This is a genomic window from Amycolatopsis nigrescens CSC17Ta-90 (assembly GCF_000384315.1).
Lineage (GTDB): Bacteria > Actinomycetota > Actinomycetes > Mycobacteriales > Pseudonocardiaceae > Amycolatopsis > Amycolatopsis nigrescens.
This window is the reverse complement of the sequence record NZ_ARVW01000001.1, coordinates 1,100,570-1,113,287: the sequence shown is the minus strand read 5'-3', so window position 1 is coordinate 1,113,287 and position 12,718 is coordinate 1,100,570. Positions and strand designations below refer to the sequence as shown.

The window sequence follows — 12,718 nt, the reverse complement described above, 5'->3', positions numbered from 1 at the left end:
CAGCCGTGGGTGTTGGGGGAGTAGTGCGAGGTCGCTGGGCCATCTGGCTGGTACTGGCGCTCGTGGTCGCCGGGTTCACGGTGCGCGGGGTGCTCTCCTACCTGAACGGGTTACCCGAGGGCGGTGACACGGCCGTCTACCACGGCGGCGCGGCCGCGCTGCTGCACGGCTTCCCGCTGTACGACTCCGACTCGCTGCCGTTCGAGCCCGCCTATGCGCAGCTCCCGTTCACCTACGCGCCGTTCGCCGCCCTGCTGTTCGTGCCGCTGGTGCTGTTCCCGCCGCAGGTGGCCTGGGGCCTGCTGAACGCGTTCTCGGTGCTGTGCGTGGTGCTGGTCGCCTACCTGGTGCTGCGCCACCTGCCGCGGCGGCCGTCGTGGCTGTCCCCGGCTTGGGGCGCGGTGGTGCTCGGCCTGGTGCTCTCGGCCACCACGCCGGTCTGGGTGACCCTGGAGTACGGCCAGGTCAACGCGTTGCTGATGGCGCTGGTGGTGGTGGACCTGCTGGTGGTCTGCGGGGCCACCGGGCGGGCCGGCAAGTTTGGCGGGGTGCTGGTCGGGGTCGCGGCGGCGACCAAGCTCACCCCGCTGATCTTCGTGGTGCACCTGCTGCTGACCGGCCGCAAGGCGGACGCGGCGCGGGCCGCGGGCACTTTCGTCGGGCTGCAGGGGCTGATGCTGCTGATCGCCCCGCACGACACGATCCGGTTCTGGACACATACCGTGTTCGACTCGTCACGGATCGGTCCCACCGACTGGACCTGGAACCAGTCCGTCGGCGGTGCGGTGCGGCGGCTCTCCGAACAGGCATCCTGGTCGCAGCCGGTGGCCTACGCGATCGCCGCGGTGTTCGCGGTCGGCGGGCTGGTGCTGGTGCGGCACTACCACCGGCAAGGGCGGCCGGTGTCCGCGATGCTGGTCACCGCGTTCCTGGCGCTGCTGGTCAGCCCGGTGTCCTGGATTCACCACTGGGTATGGGTGGTGCCGCTGGCGGTGCTGCTGGTCGCCGAATCCGGGCTGGGCGACCGGCTGGCCCAGGTGCTGCTGCCGATCACCGTGGCGGTGTTCCTGCTGCGCCCGCCCTCGTGGACGCCCGGCCGCAACGGCGACGCGCCGTTGACCGCCGGCACCTTCCTGGTGGCGAACTTCTACCTGCTGTTCGTGGTGGTCATCGGCGCCGTGCTGCTGGTGCGGCAGCGGCGTGCGCGGGTCACCCTCGACCCACTGGTGCCGGTCAGGACGTGATGGTCGCCGGGTCTTCGCCGGTGGTGCTGACCTTTTCCGCCAGGTCCCGCAGCTTGATGTTCAGCCGCTGGGACGCCTCGGTGAGCGTCGTGAAGGCGTCTTCCGAGGTCAGGTGGTGCCGCTCCTTGAGGATGCCGAGCGCCTCGCCGATCACCTGCCTGCTTTCGATCGCCGCCCGCAGCTCGGTGCGGGTCCTGGCCGCGTCCAGCGCGACCGCGGCGTGCGCGGCGAGCAGCAGCCCGAACTGCTCGTCCTCGTCGGTAAAGCCGCGCACGCTGCCCGAGTAGAGGTTGAGCGCGCCCAGCGTGCGCTTGTCGGTGAACAGCTGGAAGGCGAGCATGGACCGGGCGCCGCGGGCGGCCGCGGCCGGGCCGTACTTCGGCCAGCGCGGGTCCGCGGCCAGGTCGGGCACGCTGAAGCTGCGCTCGTCCCAGATCGCCTGCACGCAGGGGCCTTCGCGGAGGGTGTACTGGAGCTCGTCCAGTTTCGCCGCCCGGTCGTCGGTGGTGGCCGGGGTGCTGATCCGGCCGCCGCGGCGGACCAGTGAGACGCCGGCATGGTCGCAGCCGGTCAGCCCGGTGACCGAGTAGGCGAGCACGGCGTCGATCACCTGCTCGCCGCTCTGTCGTCCGTACAGGTGATGGGCCAGGTCGGCGAAGCTGCGGGCCAGTGCGACCGGGGCGTCCGCCGCGTTCGCCGTCCGCAACTCGGCGACGGAGAGGTTCTCGGGTACGTCCAGTATCCAGCGGCTCGATCGCACGGCCTCGGTCATGTCCCGTCCTTCCGTGCCTGCTCTGGGCCACCCCGACCCGCCTTCAACATATGCGGTCCGGCCCGCCGCCGGGCGCCGAGGGGGTTTGGCCGGCCAGGGAAACGGCTATACGTCGCTCAACGGTCCCCCTTTTCGTGCGACTCCCCGGGAGATACCGATGACCGAGCCTAGCGACGACGTCCAGGTCCGATGGCCGAGCTGAACTCCGAGTTGAACGCCGAGGCGATCCCGGCGAGCGCGCCAGGAGTCGCCGAGGCACAGGCCGAGTTGGCGGCCATCGCGCGTACCGCGGCCACGATCACCGGCAGGCTGGACCGGCTTCGCGGGCAGCCGCCCGCCGGGCTGACCGATCCCGAGCTGGTCGCGATCGTGCGCTGCGAGCTGGACCAGGCCGCGGCCGCCGCGGAGGACCTGCGGATCGCCAGCACCGAGCTGGCGGGCAGGCTGGCCGTCCGGCTGCCCGGGGACGGCCGGTGAGCGCGCACTCCGAGAAGTCTGTTCGAATCCGGTGGTTCCGTCCCCGATAGGTGGTACAGGTGGTGTCGGGGGCGCGCCCGATTTCAGCGGATCGCGACAGGAACCGATACGACACCCGAGCGCGCCACGATGAAGAAGCTGTACACACAGCCGTGCGTGGTGCCGCCGACCGGTGGCGGCCGGCTTCGAGGGCGGGTGACCGGGATGAATGAATGGTTCGTCGCTACCTTCGTGGCGACCGGCCGGGTTCCGTTGCTGTGCTTTTTCACCGGCATGATCGTCGGGTTCGGCTTCATCCGGCTCTCGGTCCGGCTGATCCGTGCCGAAGTGCGCTGGTGGCCCGGCAACATCACCCCCGGCGGGCTGCACATCCATCACGTGGTCTTCGGTGTGGTGTTCATGCTGGTCGGCGGCGTGGCCGGGCTGGTGGTGCCGGACGGTGAGCCGGTCTGGCGGGCGGTGGTGGCCGCGTTGTTCGGCGTCGGCTCGGCACTGGTGCTGGACGAGTTCGCGCTCATCCTGCATCTCAGCGATGTTTACTGGTCCGAGAAGGGCCGGGTGTCGGTGGACGCGGTGTTCGTCGCGATCGCGTTGACCGGGCTGATGCTGCTCGGATTCCGGCCGGGCCCGGTCGACGACCTCGGCGCGCTGGCGCCGGCGGACGGTGACGGGATGGTCACCGTGATCGTGGTGCTCGACTTGCTGCTGGCGGTGGTCACGCTGCTCAAGGGCAAGATCTGGGCCGGACTGATCGGGGTGTTCATCCCGGTGCTGATCGTGGTCGGCGCGGTGCGGCTGGCCAGGCCGCACTCGCCGTGGGCCCGCTGGCGCTACCGCGGCAGCGGCCGGAAGCTGACCAAGGCGCTGTGGCGCGAGCGCAAGCTGAGGGAACCGGTGGTGCGGGCGAAGATCTGGGTCCAGGAACTGATCGCGGGGCGGCACGAGCGCGAGCCGCACTGAGCGTCCGTCCCGTGTACACGACTTGTATCCGGGCGCTCCAGGCTTGCGGGCATGGCGAAAATCCCGCACAGATCCCTGCCGGTGCTGCTCGGCGTCCTGCTGGTACTGGCCTTCACCCCGGCGCCAGCGGCGTCGGCGGCCATCGCGAACACCGTGGTCTTCCGCGAGAAGACCGAGGGCTACGACTGCTTCCGCATCCCGTCCGTGGTCAAGGCGAACAACGGCGACCTGCTCGCCTTCGCCGAAGGGCGCAACGGCGGCGCCAAGTTCTGCGCCGACGCCGGTGACATCGACCTGGTCTCCAAACGCTCCACCGACGGCGGCAAGAGCTGGGGCCCGGCCAAGGTGGTGATCGAGGGACACGGGGACACCAAGGGAAACCCGGTGCCGATCGTGGTCCCCGGCACCGACCGGATCGTGCTGCTGTCCACCTACCAGTGCGTCAAGGCGCCGGCCTGCGGCCGCATCCCGCGGGTGTCGATCAGCGAGAACAACGGGCTGACCTGGGGCGTGCCCCGCGAGCTGACCACCGAGCTGGGGTTCCCCGTGGCGCCGGGCTGGCTCGCCACCGGGCCGTCCCACGGCATCGTGTTGACCAGGGGCGAGCATGCCGGGCGGTTGCTGGCCGGGATGAGCTTCGGCTCCGGTGAAGGCGCGGGATCGCTGGTCTACAGCGACAACGGGGGACTGAACTGGCGGCGCGGAGCCACCGACATCAGCACCACGGCCACGCTCAACCCGCAGGAGATCAGCGTGGTCGAGCTGACCGACGGCCGGATCTACGCCGCCGCGCGCAACGACGCGAACAGCGACGGCGACAAATGCGTCAACCAGGGCCGCGACAACCGCGCGTACGCGATCAGTTCCGACGGTGGCGCGACCTTCAGCAAGAAGTTCACCTTCGAGCCCGACCTGGTCACCCCGCCGGTGCAGGGCTCGGTGGGCCGGCTGCGGGCCACCGACGAAGGTTCGAAGTACAACCGGATCCTGTTCGCCGGCCCGTCCACCTGCGACCGCCGCAAGGAGCTGCGCGTGCGGTCCTCCTTCGACGAGGGCGCCAACTGGGACCAGGGGGTGCTGGTCTGGGGTCAGGACGCGGCCTACTCCGACCTGGTCCCGCTCGGCGCCGGTACGGCCGGGCTGCTGTTCGAGGCGGGGCCGGAGTTCAACGCGAACGAGACCATCCGGTGGGCGACGCTGACCGAGTCCGCGCTCGGGCTGCCGGACGGCGCCACCGCCGGCGTGCCGGTCACCCCGGATGTCTCACCGCAGGGCAACAACGCCTACCTGCGCGGCGGCCCGGTGCTCGCCGCGGGCCGGTTCGGGAAGGCGGTCTCCTTGGACGGCACGGACGACTACGTGCAGCTGCCGTTCGCCGAGTCGTTGGCCACCGGCGGCGGCGACTTCACCTGGTCCGGCTGGTTCAACTACGGCGCGAGCACCGCCGGGCAGGCGCTGTTGTGGGCGTACAACCAGGGTGACGGGTTCTCGCAGGTGTGGCTGCGGGCCGAGCCGGAAAGCGGCCGGATCCGGGCGCATCTGGAGAACGGGCCGACCGGCGGGGTCACCGTTAGTTCGGCTGCCGCGCTGAACGACAAGGCATGGCACCATTTCGCGCTGCAGCGCGCGGGCGGCACGGTCCGGCTCTACCTGGACGGCGCGCTCGCCGCCACCGGTTCCGGGTTGCAGGGCTCGGTCAGCCCGGGCCGGCCGTTCGCCGTGCACGCCGGGCAGCGACTGGACGGCCAGTACCGGTTGCGGGGCTCGCTGGACGACTACCGGCTCTACGACCGGGCGTTGACCGCCGCGGAGATCGGTTCGCTGGCCACGTCGGACGGCGGCCCGTCCGCCGGGCTGCGCCTGCACCTGCCGTTCGACACGACCGGATAGGGCCGGATTTGTACGGGTCTTGTATGTCGCCTTTTTACGCTTCGCCGCACAAGGAGAGTTATGCACATCGAGCCGACGGGGCCGCCCGGAGGGTGGTCGCGGCGGGTCGATACCGGGGAGACGGGCGTATGAGCCGTACCAACTTGGGTGCATAAATCTCCTTTTTTAGAAGACACAGCATGGCTGGGATTTCCGTCTTTCGATCTTTGAAAACTGGAGGAATCGTCATGGCAACCAAGACCGCCAGCAGAGTATTCGCCGGGCTCGCGGCCGGCGCCGCGATCATGGCAGGAACCGCGGTACCGGCGAGCGCCGACGTGCAGGCGCAGGCGATCAACTTCCGCACCCCGTTCGACTGCGGGCAGGTGTGGAACGCGAACACCCGCACCAACCACAACCCGCAGAACTCGGTCGACTTCCAGCGCAGCGACGCACTGGGCAAGAACGTGCACGCCAGCGCCAGCGGCAAGGTGACCACCGTGCGGGACCTCGGCGGCACCTCCTACGGCAAGTACATCGTGATCGACCACGGCAGCGGCTGGACCACTTTGTACGCGCACCTCAACTCGTTCAACACCTCGGTCGGCGCCAGCGTCACCACCAGCAGCATCATCGGCAAGGTCGGCAGCACCGGCGGTTCCACCGGCCCGCACCTGCACTACGAACAGCGCGCCAGCGGCGTCGTCAAGCGCGTGGTGCTGAACGGCCTGGCGATCAAGTACTTCGGCAACACCACGGTCACCAGCAGCACCGGCTGCTGATTCCGTTCCCCGAAAGCCCGAAGGCCACTTTCACCCGCGTGAAAGTGGCCTTCGGGGTTTTCGGTGTCAGCCGACGGGCACGGCGTCGGCACCGTGGGGGTCGGGATCGGGGACCAGCGCGGCGCGGACTTGGTCCGGATCGTCGGTCAGCCGGGGAACGGCGAACACCACGATGGCCCGTTGCTCGCCCTGACGGGTGGCGAAGGTGACCATCCGCCATTCCCGTTCATCCCAGTGATCCAGCACCGCCGAGGAGATCAGGTCGTGTGCCGACCGGTAGGCGGTACTGCGGTAGAGCTGCTGCAGGGTTGCCTGCAGCGGGACCTCGGTGCTGACGGTCTCCCGCAGCGGATGCCGCAGCCGCGCCCGGAAACGGCGCAACGGCAGCAGCCATCGGTGGTCGAGCTCGGCGGACAGCGCCACGAACAGCGCGGCCTCGGCGAGCAGCAGCGCCGCCATCGCCAGCGGGGCGGTGATCTCCGGGGTGCTGAAGACGGCGGCCGCCGAAGCGGCCACCAGCAGCCCGGCCCTGGCGAACGCTCGCCAGGTGATCGGAGCCTCCTTCGCGCTCAGGCAACCGCACGAAGAACCCGGCGCGGACACCTTGGCATAGCCCAGATAACCGAGCATGCCGGTGCTCCAGCCGGTGGCCAGCACGGCGGCGTACGGTCCCGCCGGCACCAGCGGTGCCAGCAGCAGTGCCGCCGCGATCGCCAGTTCCGCCATGCCGATCAGTTTGAAGGCGGCCACCGCCCGTTCCTTGCCGAGCACCCTGGCGAGCGCGGACCGCCTTGCCGCGACCGGCGCGCCGCGCGCCCACAGTTTGAACACGCCGGCCGCCGCCAGTGCCCCGGCGACGAAGACCAGCTGAGTTGCCGCGATCCAGTGGAGCATCCGGAGACTCCTTTCAAGCGGCGGAGGTGTACAGCGTGGAGATCTGCACCTCGTTGGTCTCCGGCACCCAGGCGCCGATCACCTGGGCGTGCCTGCCCACCTGCACCATCGACAGGTCCCGGACCGCCGGGGTGCTGTTGTAGACCGCGGCCGTGGTGCCCGGCACGACGTGCCCCACCACCCGCTCGCTGCCGCTGTCCAGATGCAGCACGTTCGCCGACATGCCGACGATCGTGGTGCGCAGGTTGACGATGTTCAGCCACACCGAGTCCGCGGCCAGCGTGCCGTCGTCCAGCCGGACACCGCGCGCGTAGAGCCCATCACCGACCTCCGCGTCGGCGAAGGTGGTGTGCCGCAGCTTCCAGATGCTCGTCCCGTTGGTGACGTGGATGCGGTGGTAGGACCGGTCGGAACTGGTCACCCACAGCATGTTGTCCTTGATCCCGGTGATCCGGCCCTCTATGAAGTTCGGGTCGTACAGGTCCGCGCCGAGGCCGACGTTGGCGTCCTGCTCGGCGAGCGCGACCTCGGGGGACACCGAGCCGAGCGCGGTCGCGCCGGCCACGGTGGCGGCACCGCCGAGCACCGCCCTGGTCAGGAACCTTCTTCGATCCACAGTAGACATGGCGGTGCTCCTAACTACGGAACTGGACGGGGATGAGGCCGGCGTCGAGGCTGCCGATCGCGCTGAACGCGGCGGGCGTCAGGTCGATCAGCCGGTTGGTCGCGCATTTCCCGCTGCAGCACTTCTGCTCCCCGCACCAGCGGTCGGTGTCCGGGCCGCAGTCCGCGATCTTGACCCCGATCTCCTTGGTGCCGCACAGATGCTTGACGTAGAAGGTGTGCCCGCAGCCGCGGCGGGTGAGCGTGTCGCCGCAGCGGTCGGGTCGGGTGATGTCGAAACAGGCTTGCGAGGCGTTCGGCCACGCGCAGTGGTAGCTGCCCGACTTGCAGTTCCCGCAGGCGCCGCCGCCCGCCGCGCTGCACCGGCCCCATGCCGGTCCGCAGCAGAACCATGACGCTTCACTGTTGGCCGCGGCCAACAGACCGATCTCTTGTCCCGCCATCTCTTCTCCCTCGCTGGTTACTTTCCTTCACTTGCAGGGGCTTGCAGGGATTTCTCGTGCAGGGTCAGCATTTCGGGGCGACCGGGCGGCCGGTCCCGCTCTGGAGGTAGGTGTCGGACACGTAGTGGTCCTGGCCGATGCGGTGCCAGATATTGCTGGTGCCGTACCTGCCGGTGACGGTCTGGCCTTCGATCTGGCATTCGATGGTGACCTTGGCGTAGTTCGCGGCGAAGCCCTTGATCGCGGCGGAGGTGGACGCGTCCGCGCGCACGTTCAGCGGGCCGCCTTCGGTGCCCACCACCGCGGTCGGCCCGGCACCGGTCCACAGATAGGTGATGTCGACCCAGGCGTTGCCGGTCAGTTTCAGGCCGTCCCAGTAGGTGCCGTCCGCCAGGTCGATCCCGGCGGGGTTGGCCACCTTGCGGTTCTTGTCGTCGCGGCCGCCGTTGTAGCCGTCCTGGTACGCGGCCTGCGCCTCCGGCTTGCCCTGCGGCAGGTCCTGCCACATCTGGCGTTGCGCGGACGGGTTCCAGTAGTCGTCACGGATGTTCCACGGCCCCTTCTCCCAGACCGGCGCGTATTCGCAGCGGCTGCGGTCTTCCCGGCAGACCCGCACCGTGTAGTCGCCGGTTCCCTTGGGAGACAGCGACTTTCCGGAAGGAAAGGAGACGAAGTGGTCGCGTGCGGTGATGATGTGCCCGTTCGCGGTCTGCCCGCCGACCAGGCCCTCGCGGGTGGCGAACACCCGGTAGGTGAGCGGTTCGGCGACGGCGGCCCTTGGCGCGGCCGTGCTGCCGCTGTTCTCGCCGGTGAGCCGGACCGCGGACACCACCGGCGAGGCGCCCGCGGGGTTGCCCGAACGAAGTTCGATCCGGACCTGCACGGCCCGCACCGGCCGGGGCAGCACCGCGGGCGCCGGCTGCCACTCGGTCCACGTCCGCTCGTCCAGCCTGCCCCGCACGGACACGTGCACTGCCGAACCCGCCGGGGTCACCGCGTCGACCTCCGCGCGGATCCGGTCGACCGGCCGGTCCAGTGCGCGCTCGGGGAGCAGCAGCTGACCTTCGTGCCCGGCTCCGTGGTCACCGAGGTCGCCGAGGTCGCTGAGATCACCGTGGTCACCGGCCGGGCCCGTGCGGGGCTCGGTCAGGCGCAGTGCGCCGTCGAACCGGACGTTGACGTCATCCCCGTCCACAGTGGAAAGGTCGGCCTGCCAGCCGATGCCCGGCCCGGCCTGAGCCGTCGCGGTTCCGGCCGGAATCAGCACGGCGACCGGAGCGAGCACGGCGGCCGCGGTCAGGCGCCTGAGCCGGGGGAAGCGGCCAGGCGACCGGGACACCGAAGACCGGACCATGCCGGGCTCCTTTCCACCACATGGAGGTATTGGTAACCGGCGGTGCCGGATACAAAGCGGAGTGTGCGTCGCGCATGTACACGATCGATACAAACGTGGCCGGAATCTGGCGAAGTACTGTCCGAACGGTGACAGCGCGTGCTGTAGCTCTGGCAGGTTCGCTCGGTTTCCCGACGCGATCGGCCCGGCTTTTTATAGCGGTTTTCCGTCGGTGCGGAATCGGGCGCGCTTTTCCCGTTCAGGTGATGTGCGCGGGAACGGCTTCAGGCCAGTTGCGCGGCTGTGCCGTTGGTGGTGGCCCGCAGCCGCAGGGCGAGCGCCGACTCCTGGGGACCGGCGGAGAGCTCACGCCAGATCGCCATCGCCCGCTCGTAGTAGCCGCGGGACCGGTCGGCCTGGCCGAGCGCGTCGTGCAGCTCGCCGAGCCGCTCGGCCACCTCGGCCTCGGAGCGGCGGTCGCCGTTGCGCCGGTGCACGCTCAGCGAGTTCACCAGCAGCAGCCTGGCGTGCGCCAGCTCGCCGCTGCACAGGTACAGCTCGCCGAGGTGCTGATGCGCGTAGCCGACGCAGTGGTCGTCGCCGAGCTCGTTGAAGATGGCGATCGCCCTGTCCACGTCCTCCCTGGCCGCGGCCAGGTTGCCGCGGTGCTGGTGCAGCATGGCCAGCCGCTTCAGCGCGTGCGCCTCGCGGTGCCGGTCGCCGATGGCCGCGGCCAGCTGGTATGCCTCGGTGAACCACCGGCCCGCCGAGGAGTAGCAGCCCTGCGCCAGCCTGGCCGCGCCGACGCCGATCCTGGCCACCGCCTCGCCGTGCTGGTCGCCGACCCGGATGAACAGGCTCAGCGCCTGGTAGCAGTGGTCGAGGGAACGTTCGTGCTCGCCCTGGAAGCGCAGCGCGGTGGCTAGCCCGGCGAGCGCGGTTGCCGCCCCCCGGTCGTCCGCGACCAGCCCGAACAGCCGGCGGGACTCCTCGAACGCGGTCAGCGCCTTGACGTAGTCGTCCTGGTAGATGTGCACCTGGCCGAGGTTGCGCAGCAGGATCGCCTTGCCGCGCAGGTCCGCGGTCCGCCCGGCCGCGGCGACCGCGACCGCGTGCGTGTGGTGCCAGTCCTCGTGGTGCCCGCGCAGGTCGAAGTACGGGGTGAACGCCGTGGTCAGCCGCCAGGCCAGCGCGTCGAACCCTTCCCGCGCGGCCAGGTCGACCAGGTCCACCGCGGTTCGCCGTTCGGCCTCGAACCAGTCCGCCGGCTCGGCCGCGAGCTCGTCCGGGCGCTCCGGGCACCACAGCTCGTCCCGGCCGTCCACCGCCACCACGCCGAAGAAGTGGATGGGCATGCGTTCGCCGGCGGTGATGGCCATCGCCAGATAGCCCTCGATGACGCGGCGCTGCGCGTCCCGGTGCTCGGCCTGGTCGTCGCGGGCGGCCTGTTCCGCGGCGTAGCAGCGCAGCAGGTCGTGCAGGCGGTAGCGCGGCTGACCGCAGCCGTCCGAGCCGACCAGTTCGACCAGGTGCGCGTCCACCAGCACGTCCAGCACGTCCTCGGCGGACGGGCGGTCCAGCAGCGCGGCCACCACCCAGCCGGGGAACTGCACCGGGCCCAGCGCGCCGAGCCCGCGGAAGGCGCGCGCCGCGTCCGGCGGCAGCTGGTCATAGCTGAGTGTGACGCTGGCCCGGACCGCCAGGTCACCGACCCGCAGCTCGTCCAGCCGCCGGTGCTCGTCGCGCAGCCGCTCGGCCAGCACGCGCAGGGTCCAGCCCGGTCGGTGCGTCAGCTTCGCGCCGACCACCCTGATCGCCAACGGCAGGTAGCCGCAGCAGCGCAGGATCGCCTCCGCGCTGTCCGGTTCGGCGGCGGTCCGCCCGGCGCCGACGATGCCGGCCAGCAGCCGTTCGGCCTCGGCGGCGGGCAGCACGTCCACGTCCACCGGCCGGGCGCCGGCCAGGTCGGGCATCCGGGCCCTGCTGGTGACCAGCACCGCGCAGCCGCCGCTGCCCGGCAGCAGCGGGCGGACCTGCGCCGCGTTCGCCGCGTCGTCGAAGACCAGGCACAGGCGGCGGCGGGCCAGCCTGGACCGCAGCAGCGCGGCGCGTTCGGCGAGTCCGCGCGGCATCCCCGCGTCCGGCACGCCGAGTGCGCGCAGCAGTTCCGGCAGCACGTCCATCGGCGTGCGCGGGGCCACCGAGGTGCCGCCGAGGTCGAGATGCAGCTGCCCGTCCGGGAACTCCGCACGTACCGCATGCGCCACCCGCACGGCCATCGCGGACTTGCCGACCCCGGGCGCGCCGGAGAGCACCAGCACGGCGGGCTGATCGCAGTCTCGCCGGTTCCGCAGCCGGTCGACCAGGTCCGCTACCAGGTCGTCCCGGCCGGTGAAGTCGGGTAGGTCGAGCGGGAGCTGGCAGACCGGGAACGCCGACGGCGGCTTCGGCGGCGCCTTGGTCGGCCCGGTACCGGCCAGCCCGGCCCGCAACCGGCGCAGCTCCGGACCCGGCTGGGCGTCCAGCTCGTCCCGCAGGATCCGCTCGACCTGTCCGTAAGCCTGCAGGGCTTCGGCTTTGCGCCCGCCCGCCTCCAGCGCCAGGATCAGCTGCTGCCACAGCTCCTCGCGCAGCGGATGGGCGGCGAGCAGTCCGCGCAGCTCGACCACCGCGTCGTGGTGCTCGCCGAGTTCGATCCGGATCTTCAGCCGCTGTTCCTGCACGGACAACCGCAGCTCACTCAGCCTGGCCAGGGTGGAGCCCCAGATATGGCTGTGCGGCAGGTCCTCCAGCACGTCGCCGCGCCACAGCCGGTCGGCGTCGTCAAGGAGCGCAAGTGCGGTTTTCGGGTCGTTTTCGGACAGTGCCCGCTGCGCGGTGGCCACCAGGTCCTCGAACACGGCCAGGTCCAGTTCGCCCGGCGCGGCGGTCAGGATGTAGCCCGAGGACCGGCTCTGAATGCGTTCGGCCAGTTCAGCGGCGCTTTCGGCGAGCCGCCTCCGCAGCGAATGCACATAGGTGCGCACGTTCGCCGAAGCGGAGCGCGGGGTGCTGCTCGGCCACAACACCTCGATCAACTGGTCTGTGGAGACTGCCACATTCGGTTGCATCAGCAGTGCGGCCAGCAGCATGCGCGGTTTCGGCCCGCCGAGCGGAACGGCCCGCCCGGCCACGGTGACCTCGAGCGGGCCCAAAACGCGGAAGGAAATCGCAATCACTATTACCGCCCGTGCGCAGGAGCCCCAATCCAATCGGATGGTAAGTCGGGTTGTGCCAGATAGCTAGCACCATTGGGATGGCCAGAACGTAAACGATGATCC

At 70.5% G+C, this 12,718-nt stretch carries 11 protein-coding genes; 5 read left to right on the top strand and 6 right to left on the bottom strand.

What is annotated here, in order from left to right; translation table 11 throughout:
* The first annotated feature begins 23 nt into the window (after positions 1 to 23).
* Positions 24 to 1,244 carry a glycosyltransferase 87 family protein gene (locus tag AMYNI_RS43625; RefSeq protein ID WP_020666910.1) on the top strand — a complete coding sequence of 407 codons (1,221 nt, stop codon included), beginning with the start codon at positions 24 to 26 and terminating at the stop codon, positions 1,242 to 1,244.
* Here the strand turns inward: AMYNI_RS43625 and AMYNI_RS0105125 are convergent.
* Positions 1,234 to 2,016: a GAF and ANTAR domain-containing protein gene (locus AMYNI_RS0105125; RefSeq protein ID WP_020666909.1), complete on the bottom strand. Its 783-nt coding sequence runs from the start codon at positions 2,014 to 2,016 to the stop codon at positions 1,234 to 1,236. The two genes, AMYNI_RS43625 and AMYNI_RS0105125, sit on opposite strands and share 11 nt — an antisense overlap.
* Positions 2,017 to 2,205: 189 nt before the next feature.
* Here AMYNI_RS0105125 and AMYNI_RS0105120 point away from each other — a divergent pair, with 189 nt between their 5' ends.
* The 4 genes from AMYNI_RS0105120 to AMYNI_RS0105105 all read left to right on the top strand — a co-directional run bounded on the left by AMYNI_RS0105120 (position 2,206) and on the right by AMYNI_RS0105105 (position 6,104).
* Positions 2,206 to 2,493, top strand: a complete 288-nt coding sequence (locus tag AMYNI_RS0105120) for a hypothetical protein (RefSeq protein WP_020666908.1) — start codon at positions 2,206 to 2,208, stop codon at positions 2,491 to 2,493.
* 204 nt (positions 2,494 to 2,697) lie between these two features.
* Positions 2,698 to 3,453: a hypothetical protein gene (locus AMYNI_RS0105115; RefSeq protein WP_026360073.1), complete on the top strand. Its 756-nt coding sequence runs from the start codon at positions 2,698 to 2,700 to the stop codon at positions 3,451 to 3,453.
* Positions 3,454 to 3,504: 51 nt separating this feature from the next.
* Positions 3,505 to 5,343, top strand: a complete 1,839-nt coding sequence (locus AMYNI_RS43620; RefSeq protein WP_020666906.1) for a sialidase family protein — start codon at positions 3,505 to 3,507, stop codon at positions 5,341 to 5,343.
* Positions 5,344 to 5,570: 227 nt separating this feature from the next.
* A complete protein-coding gene (locus AMYNI_RS0105105; protein ID WP_020666905.1) occupies positions 5,571 to 6,104 on the top strand; it encodes a M23 family metallopeptidase in 534 nt (177 codons plus the stop codon).
* Positions 6,105 to 6,170: 66 nt separating this feature from the next.
* Here AMYNI_RS0105105 and AMYNI_RS43615 read toward each other — a convergent pair whose 3' ends face one another.
* The 5 genes from AMYNI_RS43615 to AMYNI_RS0105080 form a co-directional block, all read right to left on the bottom strand.
* Complete coding sequence (locus AMYNI_RS43615) at positions 6,171 to 6,998, bottom strand: MauE/DoxX family redox-associated membrane protein (protein WP_020666904.1); 828 nt, start codon at positions 6,996 to 6,998, stop codon at positions 6,171 to 6,173.
* A gap of 13 nt (positions 6,999 to 7,011) precedes the next feature.
* Entirely contained in the window at positions 7,012 to 7,623 is a 612-nt protein-coding gene (locus AMYNI_RS0105095; RefSeq protein ID WP_040405524.1) for a hypothetical protein, read from the bottom strand.
* Positions 7,624 to 7,633: 10 nt separating this feature from the next.
* Positions 7,634 to 8,065: an RlpA-like double-psi beta-barrel domain-containing protein gene (locus tag AMYNI_RS0105090; protein ID WP_020666902.1), complete on the bottom strand. Its 432-nt coding sequence runs from the start codon at positions 8,063 to 8,065 to the stop codon at positions 7,634 to 7,636.
* Between the two features lie 64 nt (positions 8,066 to 8,129).
* Positions 8,130 to 9,419, bottom strand: coding sequence for a hypothetical protein (locus AMYNI_RS0105085; RefSeq protein ID WP_020666901.1), 1,290 nt, complete (start codon positions 9,417 to 9,419; stop codon positions 8,130 to 8,132).
* Between the two features lie 263 nt (positions 9,420 to 9,682).
* Positions 9,683 to 12,592 carry an AfsR/SARP family transcriptional regulator gene (locus AMYNI_RS0105080; protein ID WP_020666900.1) on the bottom strand — a complete coding sequence of 970 codons (2,910 nt, stop codon included), beginning with the start codon at positions 12,590 to 12,592 and terminating at the stop codon, positions 9,683 to 9,685.
* Positions 12,593 to 12,718: the final 126 nt, after the last annotated feature.